The organism is Rhodocytophaga aerolata, assembly GCF_030503435.1.
Classification (GTDB): Bacteria; Bacteroidota; Bacteroidia; order Cytophagales; family 172606-1; genus Rhodocytophaga; species Rhodocytophaga aerolata.
In genome coordinates, this window is record NZ_JAUKPO010000007.1 from 77038 (window position 1) to 102854 (window position 25817).

At 39.4% G+C, this 25817-nt stretch carries 23 protein-coding genes and 3 pseudogenes; 16 read left to right on the plus strand and 10 right to left on the minus strand.

Annotation, left to right across the window (positions count from 1 at the left end; all coding sequences use genetic code 11):
* The first annotated feature begins 197 nt into the window (after positions 1-197).
* The 7 genes from Q0590_RS14055 (at position 198) to Q0590_RS14085 (ending at position 6308) form a co-directional block, all read left to right on the plus strand.
* Entirely contained in the window at positions 198-1322 is a 1125-nt protein-coding gene (locus tag Q0590_RS14055) for a BT_3928 family protein (protein ID WP_302038192.1), read from the plus strand.
* Between the two features lie 81 nt (positions 1323-1403).
* On the plus strand, positions 1404-2462 hold the full coding sequence (locus Q0590_RS14060; protein WP_302038193.1) for an ABC transporter permease: 1059 nt from the start codon (positions 1404-1406) through the stop codon (positions 2460-2462).
* A gap of 15 nt (positions 2463-2477) precedes the next feature.
* On the plus strand, positions 2478-3008 hold the full coding sequence (locus tag Q0590_RS14065) for a shikimate kinase (RefSeq protein WP_302038194.1): 531 nt from the start codon (positions 2478-2480) through the stop codon (positions 3006-3008).
* 319 nt (positions 3009-3327) lie between these two features.
* The gene (locus Q0590_RS14070; protein ID WP_302038195.1) at positions 3328-4026 is read left to right on the plus strand and encodes an SOS response-associated peptidase; all 699 of its coding nucleotides are present in this window, start codon (positions 3328-3330) and stop codon (positions 4024-4026) included.
* Positions 4027-4116: 90 nt separating this feature from the next.
* A complete protein-coding gene (gene pssA / locus Q0590_RS14075; protein ID WP_302038424.1) occupies positions 4117-4827 on the plus strand; it encodes a CDP-diacylglycerol--serine O-phosphatidyltransferase in 711 nt (236 codons plus the stop codon).
* A 51-nt stretch (positions 4828-4878) separates the two neighbouring features.
* A complete protein-coding gene (purS, locus tag Q0590_RS14080; RefSeq protein WP_302038196.1) occupies positions 4879-5133 on the plus strand; it encodes a phosphoribosylformylglycinamidine synthase subunit PurS in 255 nt (84 codons plus the stop codon).
* 50 nt (positions 5134-5183) lie between these two features.
* Complete coding sequence (locus tag Q0590_RS14085) at positions 5184-6308, plus strand: DUF3616 domain-containing protein (protein ID WP_302038197.1); 1125 nt, start codon at positions 5184-5186, stop codon at positions 6306-6308.
* Between the two features lie 75 nt (positions 6309-6383).
* On the opposite strand, the gene Q0590_RS14090 is transcribed toward Q0590_RS14085, so the two are convergent.
* Positions 6384-6995: a porin family protein gene (locus Q0590_RS14090; RefSeq protein WP_302038198.1), complete on the minus strand. Its 612-nt coding sequence runs from the start codon at positions 6993-6995 to the stop codon at positions 6384-6386.
* 388 nt (positions 6996-7383) lie between these two features.
* Here Q0590_RS14090 and Q0590_RS14095 point away from each other — a divergent pair, with 388 nt between their 5' ends.
* Both Q0590_RS14095 and prfB read left to right on the plus strand, forming a co-directional pair.
* Complete coding sequence (locus Q0590_RS14095; protein ID WP_302038199.1) at positions 7384-7656, plus strand: 2TM domain-containing protein; 273 nt, start codon at positions 7384-7386, stop codon at positions 7654-7656.
* A gap of 142 nt (positions 7657-7798) precedes the next feature.
* Positions 7799-8876, plus strand: a protein-coding gene (gene prfB / locus Q0590_RS14100; protein ID WP_302038200.1) for a peptide chain release factor 2 whose coding sequence is annotated in 2 segments (ribosomal slippage) — positions 7799-7858 and positions 7860-8876 — 1077 coding nt in all. Because the reading frame shifts where the segments join, the coding sequence is not laid out codon by codon here.
* Positions 8877-8935: 59 nt separating this feature from the next.
* On the opposite strand, the gene Q0590_RS14105 is transcribed toward prfB, so the two are convergent.
* From Q0590_RS14105 to Q0590_RS14120, 4 genes are all read right to left on the minus strand, one after another.
* Positions 8936-9982, minus strand: coding sequence for a class I SAM-dependent methyltransferase (locus Q0590_RS14105; RefSeq protein WP_302038201.1), 1047 nt, complete (start codon positions 9980-9982; stop codon positions 8936-8938).
* 429 nt (positions 9983-10411) lie between these two features.
* Positions 10412-11431, minus strand: a complete 1020-nt coding sequence (locus Q0590_RS14110) for an SMP-30/gluconolactonase/LRE family protein (protein WP_302038202.1) — start codon at positions 11429-11431, stop codon at positions 10412-10414.
* Positions 11432-11529: 98 nt separating this feature from the next.
* The gene (locus tag Q0590_RS14115; protein ID WP_302038203.1) at positions 11530-12675 is read right to left on the minus strand and encodes a mechanosensitive ion channel family protein; all 1146 of its coding nucleotides are present in this window, start codon (positions 12673-12675) and stop codon (positions 11530-11532) included.
* A gap of 140 nt (positions 12676-12815) precedes the next feature.
* Complete coding sequence (locus Q0590_RS14120; RefSeq protein ID WP_302038204.1) at positions 12816-12986, minus strand: DUF2256 domain-containing protein; 171 nt, start codon at positions 12984-12986, stop codon at positions 12816-12818.
* Positions 12987-13025: 39 nt separating this feature from the next.
* Here Q0590_RS14120 and Q0590_RS14125 point away from each other — a divergent pair, with 39 nt between their 5' ends.
* From Q0590_RS14125 to Q0590_RS37775, 3 genes and pseudogenes are all read left to right on the plus strand, one after another.
* Positions 13026-13328 (plus strand): TIGR03643 family protein, encoded by a 303-nt coding sequence (locus Q0590_RS14125; protein WP_302038205.1) that lies wholly within the window; start codon positions 13026-13028, stop codon positions 13326-13328.
* Positions 13329-13432: 104 nt separating this feature from the next.
* Positions 13433-14341: a YihY/virulence factor BrkB family protein gene (locus Q0590_RS14130; protein WP_495560967.1), complete on the plus strand. Its 909-nt coding sequence runs from the start codon at positions 13433-13435 to the stop codon at positions 14339-14341.
* 66 nt (positions 14342-14407) lie between these two features.
* A pseudogene (locus Q0590_RS37775) lies at positions 14408-14461 on the plus strand (hypothetical protein); the annotation flags it as partial.
* Here the strand turns inward: Q0590_RS37775 and Q0590_RS14135 are convergent.
* Positions 14450-15127, minus strand: a pseudogene (locus Q0590_RS14135) (SDR family NAD(P)-dependent oxidoreductase); the annotation flags it as partial. The pseudogenes Q0590_RS37775 and Q0590_RS14135 sit on opposite strands and share 12 nt — an antisense overlap.
* Before the next feature lie 291 nt (positions 15128-15418).
* On the opposite strand from Q0590_RS14135, the pseudogene Q0590_RS14140 reads away from it, so the two are divergent.
* Both Q0590_RS14140 and Q0590_RS14145 read left to right on the plus strand, forming a co-directional pair.
* Positions 15419-15934: pseudogene (locus tag Q0590_RS14140) on the plus strand (thymidylate synthase); the annotation flags it as partial.
* Between the two features lie 568 nt (positions 15935-16502).
* Positions 16503-17132 carry a porin family protein gene (locus Q0590_RS14145; RefSeq protein ID WP_302038208.1) on the plus strand — a complete coding sequence of 210 codons (630 nt, stop codon included), beginning with the start codon at positions 16503-16505 and terminating at the stop codon, positions 17130-17132.
* Between the two features lie 73 nt (positions 17133-17205).
* Here the strand turns inward: Q0590_RS14145 and Q0590_RS14150 are convergent, their stop codons facing one another.
* The gene (locus Q0590_RS14150; protein ID WP_302038209.1) at positions 17206-18396 is read right to left on the minus strand and encodes a hypothetical protein; all 1191 of its coding nucleotides are present in this window, start codon (positions 18394-18396) and stop codon (positions 17206-17208) included.
* A gap of 452 nt (positions 18397-18848) precedes the next feature.
* Here Q0590_RS14150 and Q0590_RS14155 point away from each other — a divergent pair, with 452 nt between their 5' ends.
* A complete protein-coding gene (locus Q0590_RS14155) occupies positions 18849-19022 on the plus strand; it encodes a hypothetical protein (protein WP_302038210.1) in 174 nt (57 codons plus the stop codon).
* On the plus strand, positions 19022-19294 hold the full coding sequence (locus Q0590_RS14160; protein ID WP_302038211.1) for a hypothetical protein: 273 nt from the start codon (positions 19022-19024) through the stop codon (positions 19292-19294). The genes Q0590_RS14155 and Q0590_RS14160 overlap by 1 nt, the downstream gene beginning before the upstream one ends.
* Positions 19295-19466: 172 nt before the next feature.
* Here Q0590_RS14160 and Q0590_RS14165 read toward each other — a convergent pair whose 3' ends face one another.
* The 3 genes from Q0590_RS14165 to Q0590_RS14175 all read right to left on the minus strand — a co-directional run bounded on the left by Q0590_RS14165 (position 19467) and on the right by Q0590_RS14175 (position 25724).
* A complete protein-coding gene (locus Q0590_RS14165; protein ID WP_302038212.1) occupies positions 19467-20423 on the minus strand; it encodes a hypothetical protein in 957 nt (318 codons plus the stop codon).
* A 906-nt stretch (positions 20424-21329) separates the two neighbouring features.
* Positions 21330-22028 (minus strand): hypothetical protein, encoded by a 699-nt coding sequence (locus Q0590_RS14170; protein ID WP_302038213.1) that lies wholly within the window; start codon positions 22026-22028, stop codon positions 21330-21332.
* Positions 22029-22289: 261 nt separating this feature from the next.
* Positions 22290-25724, minus strand: coding sequence for a leucine-rich repeat domain-containing protein (locus Q0590_RS14175; RefSeq protein WP_302038214.1), 3435 nt, complete (start codon positions 25722-25724; stop codon positions 22290-22292).
* Between the last annotated feature and the right edge of the window lie 93 nt (positions 25725-25817).

Below are 25817 nucleotides of genomic sequence, written 5' to 3' on the forward strand. Positions count from 1 at the left end.
TTGTGCCATTTAAAAGGAAAGATTTAGCCAAGAAAAAGAATATTTCATACGTAGCTTAATATGTCCCTCAAATCAATAATTTAGAAAATTTCTTAAATTCGATGGGGATGTTTATATACTGCTGGTTGCCTATTACAAAGCTACCAGCTAGCAAACCAACAACAAATTTCTAATTTTTCACATCCTCCTAGCAGCTTATGTATCTTCTTACGCAGATAGCCCGGTATTTTGTAGGCATTCTATTTGTATTTTCCGGATTAATAAAACTGAATGATCCGGTAGGTACGCAAATTAAACTGGAAGAATATTTTGATGTATTTGCTACAGATATTCCGGCTATGGCTGGTCTTTTCCATGGGCTGATTCCGCTGGCATTATATATTTCGGTTTTGTTATGTGTGGCAGAGGTAATACTTGGAGTTGCCGTACTTATTAAATATAAGATGCGTACCACTCTATGGATTTTGCTGCTGCTGATTATATTTTTTACTTTTCTTACTTTTTACTCGGCCTATTTTAATAAGGTAACTGATTGTGGTTGTTTTGGCGATGCCATTAAACTTACCCCCTGGAGTTCCTTTACCAAAGATGTGATATTGCTTGTACTCACTCTCTTCCTGTTTAGCCAGAAGAGGCACTTGGCAACTAATACGCCTTCCAGGACTGGAAATGTAGTTATGGGTGCTTCATTGCTAGGTTCTGTCTTCGTAGCGGTCTATGCCATTGTGTACATGCCTCCGGTAGATTTCCTGCCATATAAGCAAGGAGCCAACTTGCCAAAATTAATGCAGCCTTCGGCTAAACTGGAATATGCTTACAAGATGGAAAAAGATGGAAAAATTGTAGAACTTACCCAATACCCCACTGATACCACCTATGTATTTAAGGAAATGGTGTTGCTAAACCCGGAAGCACAACCCAAAGTAACAGACTATGCCGTATGGAACAGCGAAGGAGATCATACGCAGGAAACTTTTACAGGCAACAAGCTGCTTATTATTATTCAAAATGTAGAGAAAACTAACACTGAAGGTGTTAAGAAAGTAAATACACTAGCCAAATCCTTAAAAGGCAGTAACATTGAGCCTGTCGTATTAACAGCAGCAGATGAAGCTACTTTTGAGGCTTTCAGACACGAACATCAACTGGCCATGCCTTACTACTTCGCGGATGCCACGGTACTGAAATCCATGAGCCGGACCAATCCTGGAGTGCTGTTCATGCAAAACGGAACGATAGTAGGCAAATGGCCTACCGCATCTTTGCCTGATGCCGAAACAATACAAACATTAGCTGGCGGAAGTAAAGCAGCTCAGAAGTAGCACTACAAGAACATTTAACTTAAACCATCTAACCAAACCATAAGATTACACATGATACTATATGTATAAAATATTTACCCTATGCTGAAATTTATACTCAAACGGATGGCTTATGGCTCTCTGGTAATTCTAGGAGTATTAATTGTGGTGTTTTTTCTCTTCCAGGCCCTTCCGGGAGATCCGGTAGCTATGATGGCCGGGCAGCGTACCGATGTTTCTACCCGTGAGGCCATTGCCAAAGATTTTGGTCTGGATAAGTCTTTACCAGTGCAGCTGGTACTCTATATGAAAGATTTATCACCGATTGCTATCTACGAAGATACTCCTGAAAATCAGGCTAAATACGATTATTCGGTATTAACTAATTTGGGAGATAATGTCTTGGTGGCTAAAACTCCTTATTTGCGTCGCTCTTTCCAGACAAATAAGCGTGTAGATGAAATTATTATTGAAAACCTGGAAGGCACCCTTTGGCTGGCTTTTGTCGCCATGTTATTTGCTACTGGGGTTGGTATTCTATTCGGGTTAATTGCGGCACTTAAACAAAATACCTTTTGGGACCATGCCTTAGTCAGCTTATCAGTAATAGGTATTTCGGCTCCTTCGTTTGTGGCAGCTATTATTATTTCTATTGTATTTGGGTATTACCTGGCAGACTATACCGGACTAAACATGACCGGTCAGCTCTGGGTTACTGATCCTATTTATGGCCGGGAGTTACATCTGGAAAACATTATTCTTCCGGCATTTACCCTGGGTATCCGTCCTTTAGCTATTATTACTCAACTTACCCGTAGTTCTATGCTGGATGTATTGTCGCAGGATTATATCCGTACGGCCCATGCCAAAGGCCTAAATTTTTATGTAATTGTAGTAAAGCATGCCCTGAAGAATGCTTTGAATCCGGTTATTACGGCGGTGTCCGGTTGGCTGGCTTCGCTAATGGCAGGTGCATTTTTCGTGGAAGTTATCTTCAACTGGAAGGGACTTGGATGGGTAACTATAAAATCCGTTGAAACAAAAGATTTTCCGGTAGTAATGGGGGCAACCCTGTTTGTGGCGCTTATATTTGTGGTAGTAAACATTATTGTAGATATACTATATGCCGCTACAGATCCCCGCATACGGCTGAGCGACTAACCTGCAAGCTTTTATATGAGAATATACCTGGTGGGCATGCCCGGCTCCGGAAAAACAACCTTAGGAAAATCATTAGCCAGTAAACGTAGCTACATATTTGTAGACCTCGACGAACGCATTGTTCATGCAGAGGGAATGCCGATCAGCGAAATTTTCAACCAGAAAGGAGAAGAATATTTCAGGAAGCTGGAAAGCTCACTTCTGCAAGCGACAGGCGCAGAAGATAATATAGTAGTAGCTACGGGTGGGGGGGCACCCTGTTTTTACGATAACATGAAGCAGATAAACCATATGGGTATTAGTCTGCTGCTACAAATTCCTGTTGAACAACTCGCTAGCCGCGTAGCTCCGGCTAAAAATCAGGTCCAGACTCGCCCCTTATTTGCCGGGAAAAATCAGGCAGAGATTATAGAAACGCTGCAGGGAATGTGGCAGAAGCGGGCTCCCTTCTATCAGCAAGCCCATATTCTGCTTTCTCCTAAAGATATCAAAGCGGATAAGGTCTGGCAACTAATTGAAAAGTTTATACAGCAAAAAGCTTCATAAACAGCTTGTTAAAAAAATAGATTGTTCCCCTTCGCACCTCCCGTTCATCAAAAATTTAAACTTTTCTTTTTAAAATTTATACCCATTTTGAACCTTCTCTCATTTTTACCGTTATATTAGGCATAGGGAATTTAAGTCAGATTGTTTTCATAAGTAGTGTTGCGAAGTGACTTAAATTAGTTTATTGTTTTCATTTGTAAAATGCAGAGAGGTTTCTCCCTGCATTTTATTATTTTATGGCCATTCTATTTTTTAGCCTGTATATAATCTGCCAACTTTGCAGCAGACATCTATAGTAGATTGCTGAGCTATTTTCTACATGTGCGACAGATATTCTTTTACACTTTCAAAAGAGAAAACCATCCGGAGGTTTGGATTGAAAATAAAGCAGGTACCTGCGCCTAATTTTAACTTTGCTCCAGGTATGCAAATTCCGGCTATTATGCAACAGGCTCCGGTGGAGATAACATTGCTGCATTGGGGAATGGATATTCCACAAGTTAAAGACCCAAGCAAATTCAAACAGGTATCGGTTATTAGCACAGACCCTCTTCCCTCACAACCTTCCCTGCATGAGCTACTTACTACTAACCGTTGCATTATTCCGGCCGATGGCTTTTACTTATGGAAGCGGGTATCCAAAAAAGGAAAATTACCCTACAGAGTAGTATTGAAGTGGAGTCTGCCGTTTGCTATGGCCGGTGTATGGAATACTAGTAAAACTAAGGAATCGCAGAAAGATTGTTCTATATTAACCACCTCTTCTACTTCTGTCATTCAACATATCAGCAAGCATATGCCTGCCATACTTCCTCTAGAGCATGAAAAAGCATGGCTCTATGAGAACTTATCTGCCGAGGAGACTTTAAAGTTACTGCTGCCTTATCCTGCGGAAAATATGAAAGCTTACCCAGTATCGGCCCAATTGCTACAGGCTAATGAAAATTCTGAGCTGCTTACCAAACCTGCACAGCCCACCGACCAGTTTGGCAATTATATATTATTTGAAGACCTTTAAAAAATAGCTCGACATTTGGCTAATTTAGTTTAATTTCACGGCCGGAAAAGCTAATAGGTTTTTGTAGGAGTTTATATATTAACTGTCCGCCTGATCTTGAAAAAACATATCCCGAATTTACTTACCTGCGGTAATCTGTTTTGCGGATGCATTGGCATTGTAGCTACTTTTCAGGACAACCTGGTATTAGCTGCTTACCTCACTGGCATTGCCGGCGTGCTTGATTTTTTTGATGGTTTTGTGGCCAGATGGCTAAAAGCTTATTCATCCATCGGCAAAGAACTGGATTCCCTGGCCGATTGTGTTACGTTTGGTGTATTGCCAGGCATGATTCTGTTTCACCTAATTGGCAAAAGTATGAGTAACGGGAGTTTACCAGAAGGAAGTAGTTGGTTGCCTTTCGTGGCTTTTGTGATAAGTATATTTTCAGCCTTGCGCCTGGCTAAATTTAATGTAGATACCCGGCAGACTACCTCTTTTATTGGGGTGCCTACGCCTGCAAATGCTTTACTGATCAGCTCTTTTCCCTTGATACTCTGGCAATATCCACCTGCCGAAACCCTGATTCTGAATACCTATTTTCTGGTTGGCCTTACGTTGCTTATGTCTTACTTATTAGTAGCCGAAATACCTTTGTTTGCCTTAAAGTTTACTTCCTATGCATTTTCAAAGAACCGGCCTAAGTACATATTTCTGTTTTTATCTTTAGTTTTGCTTTTTACCTTACAATTCATTGCTATTCCGTTTATTATTGCCTTGTATATTTTAATATCCTTGTTTAACCGGAACGATGTGAGTTAACATCTAGTAACTATTATTTATCAGCCTATCAGCTTATTAACACATTGAATTATGAAATTTATTGCCGAAATTGATGTAATGCCCCTAAAAGAAATTTTGGACCCCCAAGGCAAAGCTGTAAAGCTGGGATTGAGAAATTTAGGTATAACCCAGGTAGAAGATGTACGTATTGGGAGACACATTACCCTGGAACTGGAAGCAGCTGATGAGAATACGGCCCGGCAACTGGTAGAAACAGCTTGTAAAAAATTATTAGCTAACCTTATTATGGAAGGCTATACATACAAAATTACTTCCCTGGCATAGCTATATGCTAAAAAGGCTTTTAGGTCAGTAATTTTAAACACCTGAACCCCATGAAGCCAATACAAGTAAAATTAAAATTTAATGCAGCAACCAAAGACCATGGGGATAGGAAACCCATACGCGATGGGTTGTCTTCTATTGTAAAAGTAGGTGAGTATTTATGGCTTGCCTGTGATGAAGGCATAAGCCTGGAACGGCTAAAGAAAACGGACGATGGGTATCATGAACATACCCTTTTTAAGCTGTCTGATTATATTACTTTATCTGAAGAAGAAATTTCAGAAATAGATATTGAAGGCATAGATTTCGAAAACCATTATCTGTGGATTACAGGTTCTCATGGATTGAAACGCAAAAAACCTTCAGAGGACGATTCTGTTAAAAAGCAGATAAAACACATAGCCAAAGTTGAAGCAGAACCTAACCGGTATTTACTCGCCCGTATTCCACTTGTAAAAGATGATAAAACCGGCGAATTAGTCCTGTGTAAGTCTTGCCCTCATCCGGAAGACCCGGACAAAAAGTTGACAGCCGCCCGGTTAAAAGGCGATGCTAATTCTAATGAGTTAATGGATGCTTTGAAGAAAGATAAGCATCTGAAAAATTTCTTAAAAATACCGGGCAAAGACAATGGGTTTGATATTGAAGGCCTTGCACTGGATGGCTCCAGAATATTTCTGGGCTTGCGTGGTCCGGTACTCAGAGGTTGGGCAATTATATTGGAGATTGAAACCAAAGAGGTAGATAAACAGACAATAGAGTTAAAGTCCATAGGCCCCAAAGACAAAAAATACAAGAAGCATTTTCTATATCTGGCTGGCATGGGCATACGGGAAATAACCCCCGCTGGAAAAGATTTATTAGTATTAGCCGGGCCGACCATGGAACTGGATGGAACTATAGCCGTATACCGCTGGAAAAATGCCTTGGCAGCAACCAAAGAAGTAAAGAAATCTCTAGTGTATGAAGAGCAGGTAGAGCGGGTGTTTGATATTCCACATGGTACGGGGAAGGATGCTGGCAAAGATAAAGCTGAAGGCATTACATTGATATCTGAACACGAACTGCTCGTAGTATTTGATAGTCCGGCAGAGAAACGGAAGAGTGGCAAAACAGACGTCGTAGCAGATATTTACTTATTGGCAGGAAAGAATAAGAAACCGTCAGAAAAATAAAGGCTCTGCATAGCAGATTTTTATAGAAAAAATACCCCCTCACAAGATTCAGGATTGTGAGGGGGTATTTTCAATTTAAAACAATTTAAAGCCTACACTTAGCTGAAATACTTTAGCCCGCTGGTTAAAATAAGAATTAATCAGATTTAACCCAGTTTCATAGCGGGCATCAAATGTAAGGTTACCCAGATCGAATCCTACGCCTGTTTGTATCCCAATGTTAGACTTATTAAACTCATAGCTATTCTCATTTAACAGCTTCAGGTCATTTTCTTTCTCTTTCAACACAAAAGAAGCTACAGGGCCACCATAAATTCTGAAGTTAGATTTTTTGCGTTTGCCTTCAGCCAGTTTATAACCAATAAGTAAAGGAGTATCCAGGGAAGAGAGCCTGATTCGGCCATTCACGTTCTGAGAAGCAGGATTGCTAGGGTCTTGCCGGATTTGCAAATTGCTGCCTTTGGTATTAAAATAGGCTTCGGGTTGTACATAAAATTTACCCAGATTAGCTCTCACAAATGCACCGCCAGACCAGGTACGGATATACTCATAATTTACATTCGATTGATTATCGCTAGAGATTTTGGTATAATTTAGGCCGACACGTGGACCTATGGTAAACGTAGATTGCGCCATTATATGGGAAGCTGCTACAAGCATTACCACTAAAACAAACAGTTTTTTCATAGGATTATATAGTTAGGTGAACAAAATGAAAAACTGCATAATTTGCAGATTTTCAATCGTTTGTGATAAATAGGGAAGGCCTTCCGTGCTTTTGTATATAGCTACTCTTGTGCCAAAAAGTTTTTATCGAACTTTATTCTGATAAAAATTACTTTAACAAATACAGGTTTGGCAAACAAGTGTCTGAAAAACAGCCGATTGAAATTTAAGAAAAGTTAAATTGTTTTTTAAACATACATCTTGCCAGTAAAAGTAAACACTCGGATCTACCTGCAGTTCACATATAAAATTTACCGGTTTAACATGCCTTTTATACAGTTCATCACTATTGACTTTACCGCCTGTGCTCTCCTAGGTATATTTGGTTCACCAATCGGAACCTACCCTTATGAATCGTTTAACCTACCCGTATACAGAAGAATTAAAGAAAATACATAAAATCAAGTTGTTTTATACCCATGCCACCATTTTTCTGATCGTCAATACGCTTCTGTTCATACTCAATATGGCTACGAACCCTGCCTATTTATGGTTCTGGTGGCCATTGTTTTTTTGGACAAAGGGAATTGTACTACATGCCTTAAGCACATTTGATACCTCCCCTGGTATGCCGGCAGAAGATATTAGTCCCAGCTTACTTCAGAATAATAGCAATAAGTAGTAAAGGGATAGTATTTAGTAAAACTTTACGTATAGGAATACATCCCTCCATTATTGTAGTTACCCAATCCTGAGAACATACAGCCTCTTGCCTGCGTACTTACAGCAGAAAGACGTATATTTGCCAGATAAATTATTAGCTTATGACCACAGAACAGATGAAAGATCTGAAAGCGCGAATAGCCGCTTTGAGGAGGTATCTTTGACTATGATGCCAAACATGCCGAAATTCAAGATCTGGAGAAAATAACCGTACAACCTACCTTCTGGGACGATCCAAAAGAAGCCGAAAAGACACTAAAGGCAATGAAGTCCCTTAAAATGTGGACAGATGATTATGACGATATAGAGACTATGTTCGGCGACCTGGAAGCACTGGACGAGTTTTACCAGGCTGGCGATGTGTCGGATGAGGAAATAGGTGCGGAATATAAAAAAGTTGCGAAAGCCGTAGAAGAACTGGAATTCAAAAAAATGCTTAGTAATGAGGAAGACCAACTCAGTGCTATCATAGAAATAAATCCTGGGGCGGGTGGTACCGAAAGCCAGGACTGGGCCGAGATGCTGATGCGGATGTACATTATGTGGGGCGAAAGCCACAAATTTGCTGTGCGGCAGTTAAATTACCAGCCAGGCGAAGGAGCCGGCATTAAGTCGGCAACGCTTGAAATTGATGGGCCTTTTGCCTATGGCTATTTAAAGGCTGAAATAGGCGTACACCGGCTGGTGCGTATTTCTCCTTTTGATTCCGGAGGCAGGCGGCATACCTCTTTTGCTTCTGTTTTTGCTTACCCAGTAGTAGACGATACCATAGAAATTGAAATAAACCCGGCAGATATTGAATGGGATACCTTCCGTTCCGGTGGTGCCGGTGGGCAGAACGTAAATAAGGTAGAAACAGCCGTTCGGGTGCGCCATAGGCCTTCTGGTTTAGTGGTAGAATGTCAGCAAGAGCGTTCGCAGTTGCAGAATAAAGAAAAGGCCTTGCAAATGTTAAAATCGCGCTTGTACCAGTTAGAAGTTGACAAAAGGAATGAAGAGCGCGACAAAGTAGAAAGCACTAAAAAGCGGGTAGATTTTGGCTCCCAAATCCGCAATTATGTAATGCACCCTTACAAGCTAGTAAAAGACTTGCGGACTGGTATAGAACGTTCGGATGTGCAGAATGTGATGGATGGCGATCTGGATGAATATATTAAAGCGTATCTGATGGAGCAATAAACATTATATATTACAAAGCGTATTTTAGGCACATGCTGTATAGTATGTGCCTTTCTATTTTAGATAGGTTTCACGGCTACTACTTGTGCTGCTCCAGGAATAGCAATAAATTTAATCTGTTTTTTTGGTTTGAAACCTGCTTCTTTTTGCCATCTGGAAATTTCATTAACGGCCCATGTACCGGAAGTGGACGTAAGGGCAAAAAAGACATCCAACACGGAACCTACCTGATCGGCCGATGTAGGTGTTTCGGGGCGGATAAACTCCTGAATTATTATATGCCCACCAGGTTTTAAGGCTTTATATATTTTTTTACATAAGGCCACATTTTGCTCATGCGTAAAGTGGTGCACCAAGTTCGCCATAAATACAAGGTCATATTGGTTATTACCTAAATCATCTTGCAACGCATCGCCAGGCAGATAATGAATCTTATCTTTTACTGGCGAAGAGGCTAGAATAGGTTTTGCCTTTTCTACGGCTGCAGGCAAGTCCAGTATGGTGGAGTGAAGGAGTGGATGCCGACGGCACAATTCTTCAGAGTATAATCCGTGTGAGCCGCCTATATCCAACATTTTAGTAGCTCCTTTGGGCAAAGGGGTTCTCTGGCCTACTTCCGGAGACGTAACTCTGGCAATGGCATACATTCCTTTTTGATAACTATCCCATTGGGCCGCTGTAAATGTATCGTGGTATTGAAGTCCTCTGCCAGTTTTCATGAATTCCCTTAATCCTCCCATAAAATCCCACATGATTTCTGAAAACAACATCTGGTAGTATAAGGATTGTTTAGCATCTTTTAAGAGCCATTTTTTAGCCTGTGGTGCCAGTCCGAATTTTTCATTGGCATAGGTTAAATAGTCGGCTGAGGTAAGAGCCCCTAACATACTGCGTAGGGCAGTGGCATTCAGATTGCAGGCAGCAGCAATCTCTGGCAACGATTTTTTTTCTCCTTTTAGTGCCTCGAATATTCCTAAATGTACGGCGTCAAAAATTATTCGGGCTTTTATGAATGCAATATTTGTATGAACCAATGGCATAGGAGCCATGCCACTCCACTTAGCTATAGTTTCCAGAACGTTATCCGGACTTACGGTTAATTTCATAAATAGTATGCAGGCGATAGATATCAGGGCATCTGCCCAAAGCGCAGACAAAATAAAACAGCAGATTTTTCTCAAATCTGCTGCAAACTAAATATATAGAATTTTCACTGTAGTTTACTTACTAAACTTCAAAATACTACAGGTTGTTTTCACCTTATGAAAAATGATTAAAGGTCAAATACAGGTTTATCCTCAGTTCCTGATTTCAGTTGCTTAGTATCAACACTTGAGCTTGACAAACGATTTCTGTTTCTCACAGTGAATTCATAGGCTACATAAGTGCCTATAGCAATAACAAACATTGTTTTAAGTATAGTCATAGTTGTATAAAGTAAAAATTGATTACTTCCTACATGTACGCAAACCTAGCCGGAATGTTATTTCAATCACTTATAGACGATTGTACTCATATAAATCTTATAATGCTTGTTACCAGCCCACACCTATTGTATTTGTTTTTATACGGCACAAATACATATCGGCGGTAATATACAATACCGAGCCATCGTCGCCCCATGCGCAGTTAGCAGTGGGTACGCCAGTTTCTATGCGGCCAAGTAGTTTGCCAGTTGGTGTAAATATATAAATGCCTCCTGGTCCTGTAGCGAATATGTTCCCTTGCTTATCTACTTTCATTCCGTCGGGAGATCCGGGCATTTTGTTCATAGCGGCAGAGGCATCATAAAAAATGCGGCTTTTGCCCAATGTGCCATCGGCGTTTACCGGAAAAGCTTTCCAGATAGCTACATTATCCGATTGAGCTACATAGAGTGTTTTTTCATCCGGTGAAAAAGCTATGCCATTGGGGCGGGTCATCTCTTTGGTGAGCAGGGTTAGTTTGCCATCCGTAGACCAGCGGAATACACCAAAGAAGTCTAATTCACGTTGTGGATCGTCTTGTTTTTTTGGCAGCCCATACGGGGGATCGGTAAAATAAACATCTCCATTAGACTTTACCACAGCGTCATTCGGGCTATTGAACCGCTTTCCCATATAGTTGTCAGCCAGGGTTTGCTTGCCGCCATTCCAGTCCATGCGGGAGATGCGGCGGTCGCCGTGTTCACATATTATCAATCTGCCTTGTTTATCTAGCGTTAAACCATTACTTCCTGGTTCATCTCCGTAGGTGGCTACACCAGTATAGCCGGCTGGTTTCATAAATTCTCGTATTCCTTCTCCGGCTTTCCATTTCATAATAGCATTGTTAGGAATATCTGAAAAAAGTAAATACCCACCGTCCTTTATCCATAAAGGGCCTTCTGTCCATTCGAATCCGGTGGCTAGTACTTCTATTTTTGCATCTTTGGGAATCAACTGATCTAATTGCGGATCCTCCCTTACAACTCTACCTAACGTTGGATAGGGAGGGTTATCCTGAGCAAAAGTTGTAACAGAAATACTTACCAGACATATAATACGCAGAGAAGTAACTAATTTCTTGAATGGCATAAAGCTATTTTATAATCATTACCAGATAAAATAGCAAGTAAGAAGTTTATTCCATCTAACAAAGGGCTTAGCCACATTTTTTATAGGCACTTATTTCTTTATTGCCCTTTAGGAAAAGGAACAGCCTCGTTGTTAAGCTGAGTAGCCATGGAAGCTGCCGGACCCACTAATGTTGCCTGCTGAGGTATATGATCTACATCCATACGGGTGCGTGGCAAGCTATTCGGATAATTTTTCTGCAGGAAGCCAATCATTTTCTCCCGGACCAGGCAACGCAGGTCGAAAGCTTCCCCTGAGTTGGTGGCACTCATAATCATGCGGATTTCTATACTTTTATCCGTAGCATTGGTTACCTGCAAAGCAGCTACTTTTTTGTCCCAAAGGGGAGAACTGTTAAGTGTGCGGTTAAATTCTTCCCGAAGGGCATCAATAGGTGCTGTATAGTCGGCATAAAGAAAAACACTGCCAATTAGTTCGGTAGTGACCCGTGTCCAGTTCTGAAAAGGTTTATCCAGAAAGTAATTAATAGGCACAATGAGCCTGCGTTGATCCCATAATTTTAGCACAACATAGGTTAATGTTATTTCTTCTACCCGGCCGAACTCTCCTTCCACAATTACGGCATCGTCTATCCGGATGGGTTGTGCAATGGCTATTTGAATACCAGCTAGCAAGGTACCCAGGCTTTTTTGGGCAGCAAAACCTACAATTATACCTGCAATACCTGCCGATGCCAGAAGACTTACCCCAATCTCCCGGATCTCATTGAAAGTCATTAAGGCAATACCTATAGCAAAGAGTACAATCAGAAAAACAGCTAATCTTTCAATGATCTTAAACTGAGTATAAACCTTGCGGGCCGTTAAATTATTTGCTGCTTGCAGGTCGTAATACTTAATAAGTACATCACGGCCGAAAGAAATGGCCCGGATAAACATAAACGCTACCGCAGCAATAAGGGAAATGCTTAAAATATGGCCCAGTACATGCGAAATAGAAATGCCTAGCAAGGGCGAAATACTAACGACTGCCAAAATCAACACAACAAATCTGGTAGGATAGTAGAGATGTTTATTTAACAAATGCCCTACAGACATTTCTGACCGGTGGCTCCAGCGTTCCAGTACTTTAAACAGGGCCTTGTGTATAAAAAATGCAGCGATGAGGGTACCTATAAGCAGGCCAACTGAACCGACAATGCCCCACTCGGTACGTACTTGGGTGATTAATTGCTCTAAATTCATTCGTAACGGGTATTCAGTATCTATCTATTACAGTGCTAACCTACGGGTGAAAGGGTATATAGTTTAAAAACAGCCGGCATTCCTGTCAGATTGTAAGAAAATTACTAAAAAATAAAAGGATAGTAGAATATGCTGAAATTTTATTTTAGTGATTCCACAGTAGAAAAAGAAGGTGTTTTATTCTTCCGGCACTTATCGCTACAATACTTAACTGCTTCCCAGCAGTTTTGCCACTTCTTGCGCCAGCTAAAAGGCCGCTTACACACTTCACAGATCTTTTGCGGTAAATCAGCTTTTTTCCGAATCTTCATAGAGCTAAAACAAAGTGCATTTCTAATTGTTTACTTACTATGGGTAACTCTCGTGATACAAACTTAAACACAACTGACCTAAACCGCATTATTGAAATGGCCTGGGAAGACCGCACGCCATTTGAAGCTATTCTGGTGCAGTTTGGGCTGAGCGAACAAGAAGTAATAAACCTAATGCGTAAAGAGCTGAAGCCTGGCAGCTGGCGTTTGTGGCGGGCAAGAGTACAAGGCAGAGTAACCAAGCATGCTTTAAGGCGCAGCAATTTAGTAGGCCGGTTTAAATGCAGCAGGCAAAAAGCTATCTCTCTCAACAAAATTTCCAAACGTGCCGGGAACAAATAGTGCCAGATATAGCTTTAGTCCTGTATACAAGTGTATGAAGTTTTCTGTAGCTAATTGTGTTCTACAGAAATTGCAATTTTTTACTATACATTTGATTTCAGGGTATGTGGGTCAAAAAAATTTGGGGGTACATTTCTATTTTCAAAGATGCTTACGAAAGGTTTAAGTCTAACAAACCTTTGCGTATGGCCTCTTCTACTGCTTATTTCACCATATTTGCCTTGCCTCCTATTCTAATTATTCTTATCAATTTATTAGGGGTGTTTCTGAATGAAAGAATCGTAAGTGGGGAATTGTTTGGAGAGTTGAAGGAAAGTTTTGGGGAAGCAGGTACAGCTCAATTAGAAACTATTTTTAATAACCTTCAGCAAAGAGAGGGCAACTGGCTTTTTACAGTGGGTGGAATTATCTTGCTTTTCTTTATTTCTACTACTCTATTTATTGTAGTACAAGGCTATATTGATGAGTTATGGGATATTAAACCCAGAAAAAGTAGCAAAAAAGAGGAGCTGACCCTTAGATTGAAACAACGGATTATATCTCTGGGTATTATTATTTTTAGTGGCTTACTGGTGCTTTCCTCTCTAGTATCAGATACACTGCTCTATTTATTAGGCAGATACCTGGCCAAAACAATTCCCCGCTACGATTTTGATATCATACATATTATTAGCCATTTTATTTCTATTGTGGTAGAAACTACCTGGTTTGCTGTGCTTTTTAAGTATTTGCCAAGTATGCGTACCGCATGGAAAGCCGTATTTGCCGGAGCAGTAGTAACCGGAATTATGTTTGAGTCGGGCAAAGTTATTATGGGGAAATTACTGGTAAACAGCGGCGTATCTTCTATTTATGGTGCCGCGGGCTCATTTGTTATTTTGCTCTTATTTATCTTTTATTCTTCGATGATCTTGTTTTACGGGGCCTCTTTTACCAAAACATTTGCCCAACATACCGGAAAGTATATGACACCTAAACCGTATGCAATTAAGTACGAAATTAAAGAACTATAAATAAGAGCAGGCTTACATTTTTTGCAAGCCTGCTCCTGTAAATTACGCTACCATTCCTCCATCTACATGCAGCACAGTTCCATTAATAAATCCTGCTTCATCGGAAGCCAGGAACAAATAGGCATGGGTAACATCTTCTGGTGTGCCCATCCGGCCAACTGGTATCCGTTCTTTTGCCTGATTGATTAAATGGGGTGGAATATCTGCAGTCATCTCAGTGGCAATATACCCCGGAGCCACTGCATTTACTGTAATGCCTTTTCTGCCTAATTCCCTAGCCCATACCTTAGTCATGCCAATAATACCGGCTTTGGAAGCGGCATAGTTGGTCTGTCCGAAGTTGCCATATACCCCTACTACGGAAGATGTATTAATAATTCTGCCATGTCCCTGCTCGAGCATATAAGGAGCTACAGCTTTAGTGCAGTTAAAAGCTCCTTTCAGGTTTACATCTATTACTTCGTCAAACTGCTCGGTGGTCATCTTTAGCAGCGAAGCATCTCTGATAATACCGGCATTATTAATCAAGATATCTATCCGGCCATACCGTTCAAAGACTGTTTTAGCTGCTGCTGCGGTAGAAACCAGGCTTGTAATATCTACTTCCGTGGAATCAGCAATCCAACCCTCACTAATAAGTTGTGTTATAAGAGCCGATGTTTTCTGCGCATTAATATCCCATATACAAACAATTGCTCCTTCTTCTGCAAATCGTTGCACAGCGGCCTTACCAATTCCCTGGGCGCCGCCTGTAATAATTGCTACTTTATCGGTTAGCTTGGCCATAGCATTACTGGTTTTAGTTGATGTTAAGGAAATAAGGGTTAATCAGTATTTTGGGCACAAAATATACAAAAAAGTAGGCTGCTAGGCAATATGAGTAGTTAGTAGAGCTAAGCATAAGGGGCTACCTCTCAGCTAAAAACTAGACACCATTTAGGCGACATTAACAATGTTTTCACTATGAAGGACTTACCAGATTGGATACACCACCCGATAAATTTAGAAAGGGCTATTCTTGTAGAAGAAGCGAAAAGCACCTAATTTCACTTACTCAATTATTATCCTCCTATTCCTATGCAACAGTATATAGAGTTGATGCGCCATATTTTAGAAAAAGGTGTGCAGAAAGAAGACCGCACCGGTACAGGTACTCTAAGTGTATTTGGCTATCAAATGCGCTTTGATCTGGCTGAAGGATTCCCGCTGGTTACTACTAAAAAAGTGCATTTACGGTCTATTATACACGAACTGCTGTGGTTTTTAAAAGGAGCAACAAACATACAGTATCTTAAGGAAAATGGCGTATCTATCTGGGATGAATGGGCTGATGTGAATGGGGAACTAGGGCCAGTATATGGAAAACAGTGGCGGAGCTGGGCTACTCCTTCCGGCGAAACGATCGATCAGATTTCGCAAGTTATCCGGCAGGTTAAAAGCAATCCTGATTCTCGCCGCCTCATTGTAAGTGCATGGAATGTAGCAGATGTAGATAAAATGAAGCTGCCTCCCTGCCATGCTTTTTTCCAATTCTATGTAGCCAATGGAAGGCTTTCCTGCCAGTTATACCAGAGAAGTGCTGATGTATTCCTTTTGTAAGAGTAAAAATAAACTGGTGAATACAAGGATTAATTATTACAGCTTTTTAGGATACCATTTGAATTAATTTAAGATGGCATACTAAGTTCTGTTCAAACTTAACATTTATCTATTCTAAACTAGCCCATCAGTAGCGACATACGCATATATATGTCAAACAAAAAGCGGCTAATTAGTCATCCTCCAGGACTTATCAATGGAGTAGCATAAGTTAATCTAATATATTGTAATGGATGATTAATTTAAAAGATACTAAAGAGCAATATATGACAACAAAACTTTTCTCCCTAGCCTTTATTATGCTCTTTAATCTAATAGCCTTGCTAGGCAAGCTCTCATTATCCTGTTTGTAAGATGGATAAGCCAAAAAAGAGAACCCTGTTGGAAAGTTATACTTGCTATGTTCCACCTGTTTCACCTATCACCATGTACATTAGGCAGGATTAGCCTTTCAGAAGGGTTAAAAAACAAACAAAAAAGTACATTTTAATATAGAGAATAAAAAAAGACCGTTAGAGGAAGAAAATACATCCTGTTCAACTTTTAACCCAAGGCTTATTTTATGAAAAAAACTCTTTTAGGCACCCTGTTTCTTCTTTTCACTTTCGCTCTTTCACTGCCAGGCTTTAGCCAGGTTAGCTGGGGTATTAAAGGGGGAGCAAATGTAGCTAATTTCAAAAGCCGGGACATAAATTACCTGGGCGGCAACCATAACCGGCTGGGCTATCACGCCGGTTTGTTTGCAGAGATTACTCTTAGCAGGAAAGTATTCTTTCAGCCCTCGCTGCTCTACTCGCTAAAAGGTTGGCATTCCAAACCGGATGCTGGCTATGGCGCAGGAAGGGTAAGTTTTGATTATATAGATCTTCCCTTGCTTGCAGGCTACAGGCTTACAGATAAACTATCCCTTATGGCAGGGCCAGGGCTTGGCTATCTGATAAAAGCAAGAGCCATCCAGGAAGCTTCAGTAGATATTACAGGCCAATACAAAAAATTTGATGTGGGCATTTCAGGGACGGCCTCTTACAGCTTCACCCCCAGGCTAGGAATGCAGGTTAGCTATAGCTATGGACTGCGAAGGATTCATACGATTGGCATGTTGGAGCAGAATGGGAATTTTCGCAATGTTACCCGTGGAACAAACCGGGTGCTACAGGTGAGTGCCTATTATCTGATCAAAAAAAGGGGTTAGCAAACTAACAATCACAAAACAAAAAAGGATAAAGATGATCTCTATCCTTTTTTGTAATAAGTAGTTTTTATTTCTACAAGGGAGCGATGGGAAGAGCAGTACGCAAATTGAAAGTTCCTACCCAGTCATCTGTTAATGAATTCTGTTCCCGCTTGTAGAAAACTCCAATATTGAGTTTGGACTTGTTTCCATCTCCATAGAAATATACCCCACCTTCCCAGGCATGCGTATTGGCTAGCTGGTAGAGTTCTCTTTCAGCATTTTCAATTACAATAGATTTGACGTTGCCAAAGAGGGCTACTTGTTGGATAGGGGCAAGAATTGCTTCCAATGAATAAGTTGTCGTCGTATACTGACGGAATTCTCCCTCATAGGCAATCTTGCTATCTATCACTTGCCTGACAGTTCCACTACCAGGATCTATATATGCTGAAGTGATCGTTTGAACAGACTGCTTTTTAAGGCCACCTATATTATTATCTAAACCTCTGGTAATGTTAAAATTCATGTATATAAAGTCAGGCCGCCAAGGAAGACCTAAGGTGTATTTTCTGGCAAGCCACCCGACATCGGTTTTATTCCATGAAAAAAGGGTGTTTACGTCAAATCTTACAGACCAGCTACGATGATAAGGGTTGCTCAACTGTGAAGCAAAAACATTTGAAGATTTAAAAAACGCATATTTCGCATAATCAAATTTTGATCTTAAACTAAGCCAAGATATGCGTTTAGCCGTGTATAACCTTCCATTGGCTCCCCCAACTTTGCCTTCAATAATCTTTTCCCGCAAAGGTTCTCTATACTCAAAAGGTGTTTCATAGCCTGGGCTGGCGGTAGGAATAGAACCGAGACTAATAAATGGATTAGCTAATTGAGAAAGATTATTATCTATTTCTGGAGCATAAAAATATTTAGTTGCCGGCGAAGGAAGTAAAAAATGAACAATTACTTCGCCAGAGGAAGCAGGAAGCACCTGCTGGTCAAATAACCCGGTTAGATTCGTCGTCGTTCCCACAGATCCATTTGCTTGAGCATAAAACCTGTGGTAAATTGGCCTTACCAATTTTCCTTCAATACTGGTTTTGTCTTTCGTATAGGCTAGTTCAAATCCTTGCTGAAATCCTTTGATAAGTTTTGTAAAGTCAGTCTTCAGAACTTCTTGAAAGTCTATTGGATTTTCTGTAGAAGGAGATTGATCGTTTTGACACAATGCGGTCAGGCTGAGCATGGAACATGCCAGCAGTACAAGTACTGTTTTTAGCATAAAATTTGGTGTAGTTTTTAGGTAATAACTTTCTGTAAGGAGGGCTTATAGTAAGTCTTTTTGCAGCAAATCTTGTTCCTGAAAAATGCATTTCTCTCTTATACATGAAATTTATTTTTCAAAAAAAACCATTGCTATTTTCCCCTTTTACCCATTCTTTAAAGGCTTAATCTATATTATTTCCGCAAAAGCTTTTGAAAAGGTGTATGCACAAATCAATTAAAAAAACATCATAAAATATACATCAAAATGAAGATATTGATGTGGTAGAACTAGCCTTCCTATAAAATGCAGTAAAGCAGGTGTTTTCTAAGGAGTTTGCTGCAAAAAGGGTGGAGAAGAGAGATAAAGCACGTTGGAAATTACTTAAAGCCTAGAGAGGGGGTTGAATTAGAAAACTTCGTTCTCATTTTTCTAAATAAGATTTCTTTTAATAAACAAAGGCTCTCTTAATGGCAAACTTAGAAAATAATTTTAAACAGCAGTACAAAGTATTAGGCATCATAGATGATGTCAATGAGTGTGGCTGTTGTGGAAGAATCAACTCAAAGGCCACTGTAGCCATGAAATCCTATACTAGCGGACAGGTGAGGTGCATTATTTTGACTCCCATTGTGCGCTGGTGATGAAGCTAATCAGCGTGGAAGAGGAAAAAGAATTTAAAAAGAAGATAGCCCGGATTGCCCCTTATTGGCAGAAAGTGATGAGAGAGGCTCATAGCTATACCTTTGAGCGGGTAATCACCGGCAATGGCTTTAGAGTGAAAGACCATGCTACCCTGCAAGAGCTACGCAATAAAGGCATCTCTTATGCTAAAGAGGCCCTTTCGGATTACCGCCGTATGCTCCATGAGTATGAGACTTCCCATAAGATGAAACTCACCAGATTTGAAGACTAAGTTATGCAAACAAACAAAGTACAGGAGTGGATAGAAACCCTTGCCTGCAGAAAAGGAATTATGGATCTAGCCGGGCGGCTTGAAAGCGGCCTTTCTTTTACTTAATGACATAAAGAAGAGGCTAGCGATAGCCTCTTCTTTATAATTCTTTCCTACTAATTTAACAGATATATCAATAGTTAAATGTAAATATTAATGGCACTGCCCTTATCCTATTCATCATTCTATCTCCTTTCATAAATACAGCTACTTCAGAAACTACCATAAAGGTATGGGTTGTTTGTCGGTTAGAGAAAGTTAAATTCAAGGCATAGTAGGGTATATAAAAGGTATGAGCCATTGTATGGTAAAACTGAGAAGGAACCCACCAATAACCGGTAGTGCCTAGAACGCGTTGTTCCTCACCAATGTACGCTCTATCTTTATGGTGACCATAGATAGGATGTTTTCCGTCAGCTGTATAGAATCGAACGTTTGTAAAACATTTTTTACCCTGTAGGTTCTGAATGTATCCAGGTACCTGGATGATCATTCCTTCAACCTCACCTCTAGAACTGGGAACCCTTACATTATGAATGATTAGCGGTGGATATGCGTTTAAAGCAGGAGTAGTATCAGCAACGGTTCTGGTAGTTACAAACCTCATGTACTCCATCTTATAACCATCAACTATTTTTAATGTATTACTAGCATCAAAAGTTGGGATAGTGCCCTCCTTTACTTCTTTTATAACACCTTCTATAAATTGTCCGGCACCAGGGCTCTTAGAAAAATCTCTTTGTGCCTCTCGTAGTTGTTTTTCAACTGCTTGTTGCATAGCAGTCCCAGGAATGTTTGAAGGGCTAAATATTCCTCCAAAAAAACCTTTTCCTGTATAACTTTGTAAAATATCTTGAACACAATTTACTACGGTTGATGAAACACTCATATTAGTTCCGCCCACTGATACATTAACATTGGCTTGACCGCCCCTAGAGCCTCTGCCGCTCACAGAGTGACCAGCGGCGGCACCCCCACCCCCAGCACTACCACCTGTACCTGGTTCTCTGGCTGGCCCAGCTGGGTCAAGGCTTGCTGGACCTACAGCGATCTCTGCTATAGGCGGTTCTGATGGCTCTTTTGGTTCCATAAATAATCAGTTTAATTAACAAGTAATATTAAAATTAATTGCAAGTGCTGCAAGACAATATTATAGAGAATAATTCCCCGTTGCAATACCTAGAATTAGGTATATTTTACTTAGAAAGCTAAACATACGTATGTAACATGAAAGTATTAGCAGTCTAGTTACAAAATCTCTATATTGCGTTCATAATAGAGTAGGCTGAATGGTTAAGTGCCATCAGTGCGGATTGCGTAGCAATGGCTTGTGCCGCCCGTGTGGAATAAGTAGGTTCGACTCCTGCCCTCTATTTAAAAATCCTCATACCCCAACAACAAGTTACTCCTTGCCTTCAAGGGCTAACTGCTCTTGATAAGTCTTCATCAACGGACCGTTTAGCACACAAAATGTTTTAGGATACATCACAAGAAGGTGTTTTTATACCAGTCGGTTTTGTCTCTGGCGGCCTCTTCACCTAAGTTAAATATGCGGTTATCAATAAAGAGATGATTGACTAGATTAAATATAGTAAATAGAAAGATAGTTTACAGATGGCAGTAAGGAGTAATTTATGAAACAAGGGCTAAAGTAATTACACCATTTTGATTGAAAAGGCGAAGTTTGTATCTTTCTATAGATTGCTTCCCCACAGGGTAGTCCAGCAATGTTTTAAAAGTCGAAGGCTGTCAATTACGGCATTAGATTATTTACAAGGATCATATCCGGGTAGGGGAGGCGGTTTAATTATTTTTCGGAAATATAAAGCAGCAATTCATAGTCATTTTGTATATGATCTATTTGCCGAGAAAAACATTCACTTGTAAAAGCTTTTGCATTATCTAGAAATCTATTTTACCATCATCAATAAGTAAGATAGTGAGAGTTTAGAGATGCGGCTGTCGATAGGATATAAATGGATTATCGTTCTGATTCTTAGCTTTTTTTCCTATCATCTTTAATAAGTCGTTTTTCCTCCTTCTCAACAATCTCTTTAATTTTACTTTCAGCATTTGTTCTTGGAGCCTCATGGATCTTGTCAAAAAAGGAAAAAAATTCGTTCGAATCGTTGAATTGTCTATTTTTAATCTTCTGTTTTTCAAATGAAAGCTTATAACTTGTCGGCACAATACTTGGCTTATCCAACCCTGATTCAAAATCTCTATTTCGACGAAGCAACCAAAACGCATAGAGATCATTAGGAATTAATCCCCATTTCCAAAATACATACTGCTCTTGTTGCAGGCCCCAAAACCTTTCCCAGAACATGTCTTCAGACCATTTGTCATTTTCCGTGCCAATTTCTTTATCAAGGATGCTACCAAAGCGATTATTGAAATGAAGTACCGTATCAGTTATTCTTGCCTGACTGGTAATTTCAAAAGCTTTTTTGCTCACATCTAGTGATGTCGCGTTAATGCTAAGCAAACCTTTACTAATTTGATGCGAATCTTCACTAATGCGGAGTGAATCTTTGCTGATTTGATGTGAGTTTTCACTAATGCGAAGTGACTTTTTAAATAATTTATAATTTAGGATAGCTATGTAAATTGCGAAACCAGTAGCTATAAAAGAGAGCAGTAGTGTAAGATATCTAATATCTACACCTGAAATGTAGAGTTCATTAGGGACCATAAATGAATTTTGGTAAGCAGTGATTTCTTAAAATGAAGGCAACCTAAAATCGTTTAATTTTAATTAATCTCCTATACTTAGCATTAAGTATTTTTAACTATAGTAATTCAGATTTCATTTAAAAATCTGAACTATTTTTTCTTAACAATGATTTGTGAGTTATTACAATAGCTATCACCCTCAAAGCATAACTCTAAGTAGTTAAAACAATCAAAATGATGTGAAAAGAATTATGTGGGAAAAGCAAGATATAAGCACATTCTAGATTTTTGCCTGAAGGCTATCAATAAGTTTGTTAATCTTTTCAATGACATCCCTCCAAGCAGCATCTTTTTTAGGCCAGGAACTAATTGGTCTACCATCTGTCGGAACTGCATTAAATTTTCCAATCTCAAATTGATGCCATAAGGCAGTTTCTTTGATGATAATAGGTACAACTACGCCATTACCTGCATCATATTTGCGAAGAGCTGCCTGCATTTCCTTTCCGAAACAATACTTAGAAGCCATAAAAGTAGGGCTAATTAGCAGACAAACGATATCAGCCTTATCTAGGTTTTCAAAAATATTCTTATTTAATTCGCTTCCTGCGAGTATTTGTCGATCTTCCCAAACCTCAATTTTCCCCAAATTTTTCAACACTTCTAGAGCTTCATCGAATTGTTTTTTTATCTTTTCATCCTTATGAGAATAAGAAATAAAAAGTTTAATAAGTCGTTTGTCCATTTGTTTATTATTTAGTTTATTTCCTTTGGCAGAATCTGTTTCTTGTCCTGTGTCCAGAAATTGGCTCTTTTTATCTAAGTGTAGAAAGATATTAAAATCATTTATTTGAAATTCATTTCCTTCTTGGGATGTAATATGCTGGTGCTGCTTTTTACTTTTTTTTTGCAATTCAACCAAGTTTATAAAATTTGCTCCGTCTAAAGAAACCCATTCCTGTATTTCTGTTTCATTTCCATGAATTTGATAGAACTCGTGATGTATTTTATCCAATAATCGATTAGCGTCTTTATCTCTAACTCGAATCATGATTTTTTTATTCATGGGAAAAGCTTCGATTAGAGCTTCTCCATCAGCATGTTCAATCCACACGCCATTTTTCCAAACTTCATAGATCTTGACATTTTCCAGATTCCCCATTCGCACGATAAAACTCTGTATAATACTATAATGTAAAAATTCATGCTGAAACTGCCAATATAACCCCTCGTTCCTCTTCCAAGCTCCTTCAACACTACTAGGCTTTTGATCCGCAAGCAAGGCTGGAGCTAAATACACACTTTCTTCAGGTGGTAACATCCTATTTTGATTATCCTTGACGTCATAACATAATTCACAGCCTTTCATAAAACTGATAAAAAGTAATTGCTCCGCTAAGGTATAGTCTGCCCACACCCACTTCAATTCTTTTAAGGTAAACTTTCCATTACGACCTTCTTTAATTTGGTAAAACAACTTCTTTCGGTCAAACAAGGCATAAACAGCATCAATGGCCCATTTTTGGTCGAGAATGATTTGATTACCAAATAATCCACTTTGATAGAAGACTACGCCAGAGTTGTGCAGATAACTTAAAACAGTATCAGGAGAAGTATCCTTCAACCCATTTTCGAGGCAAAGTTTCCTAAAGCTTTCTAAATTAATTTGCTGCTGACTGGTCGCCAATTCTGTTATTTTACTACGCAGTTGATACCAGTTCAGAGGTAGTTTAGTGTTAGTAGTTTTAAGAATATTTAGGGCAGTATGTTGAAGGGTATTCTTTAATTGAATAAAACCTGTTCCGATTGATGGAGGGTGGGCAGAATCAATATGTTCAAACCTAACTATGGGATACATAGCTTTTAGATATTCGCTCTTTTGAGGCAACTGTTCTAGGATAGCCTCATTTTTAATAATCTTAGTTTGTACAACAATGATTGGGCTATTCTGTCCTAGTGTTTTGACATAATTTAACCAGTAAGATAATGGGTAGTTAGGATACTGCACCCTTTGTCCAGAAGAAGTATCGATACTATAAGTACTTTGTTCGCTGTCCAGATCCCAAACTAACACAAACAGGGCTTGCGTCTTCATAAATAATCGATGCGTGGCGTGATAAATGTCTTGGCCCCCAAAGTCCCAAATATTAAGGATGAGTTCTTGCAATCCCATAGGTGCTAAAGCCTTAAGATTATCCGGTAAGGCGCAAACCCATTTTACTAACTGGATGGCGTGAGTACTTTCTTCATTCTTATCAAAGGTATTGTAAACTAATCTTTTGTAGAGGCAGGTCTTTCCTACTCGACCATTTCCAAGTAGTACAACTTTAATTTCATTGTTGATTACAAATCCACTTTGAGTCTGGTCTTTAAAATAATCACGAAGATCGTTCAAACAATTGTTAAATATTTCACTTAATTCTTTGGGTATAGCTTTTACTTGATTTCTCTCAAATTTAAGCTCTTCTAAAGAATGGATATCTGTTAAACTTTTTACTTGCTCAATATCAGATACTCTATTTGCACTTATGTCTAACACTATTAAATGTCGCATAGTCAGCAATGGAGAGATATTCTGAAGTTGATTACTATTTAGATTCAGATTCATCAGAGTAGGCAACTGAGGCATACTAGATAAATCCTGAAGTTCATTGTTTTTCAGATTTAATTCACTCAGGGCAGGTAACTGAGGCATACTAGATAAATCCTGAAGTTCATTGCTATTCAGATCTAGTTCAGTTAGGGCAGGCAACTGGGGCATACCGGATAAATCCTGAAGTTGATTATCACTCAGAGTCAGCTTGATCAGAGTAGGCAATTGGGGCATATCAGATAAATTCTGAAGTTTATTATCACTCAGATTCAGCTTGATCAGAGTAGGTAACTGAGGCATACTAGATAAATCCTGAAGTTCATTGCTATTCAGATTTAATTCACTCAGGGCAGGCAACTGGGGCATACTACGTAAATCCTGAAGTTTATTACTATTCAAATGCAGTTCAATTAGGTCAGGCAACTGGGGCATACCAGATAAATGCTGAAGTTTATTATAACTCAGAGTCAGATTCATCAAAGTAGGCAATTGGGGTATACCAGATAAATCCTGAATTCTATTATAACTTAGGTCCAGCTTGATCAGAGTAGGCAACTGAGGCATACCGGATAAATCCTGAAGTTGATTATAACTCAGATCTAGTTCAATTAGGGCAGGCAATTGAGGCATACCACGTAAATCCTGAAGTTCATTGCTATTCAGATCTAGTTCAGTTAGGGCAGGCAACTGGGGCATACCGGATAAATCCTGAATTCTATTATAACTTAGGTCCAGCTTGATCAGAGTAGGCAACTGAGGCATACCGGATAAATCCTGAAGTTGATTATAACTCAGATCTAGTTCAATTAGGGCAGGCAATTGAGGCATACCACGTAAATGCTGAAGATGATTAAAACTCAGATTTAGCTTTGTCAGAGTAGGTAACTGGGGCATTCCAGATAAATGCTGAATTCTATTATTACTCAGATTCAGTTCGATTATTTGTGTTAAATGTTGTAAGGTAGAAGCATCCCTAATCCTATTATTGCTTAAATTTAAACTTTGTAGCCACTTTAATTCAAATAACTCTTTTGGTAGACTTATTAAATTGGTTTGCTCTAAATCCAAATGAATCTCTTTAGTAAGTTTATTGGTTGCAATTCTTCGTAATGCCTCTTCCATAATTAAATACTTGAACTTCTGAATATAACTTAAAAAAATTATTACCTGAGTTTTGACACAATAATTTCCAGTAGTAATATTAAAGCACCACAG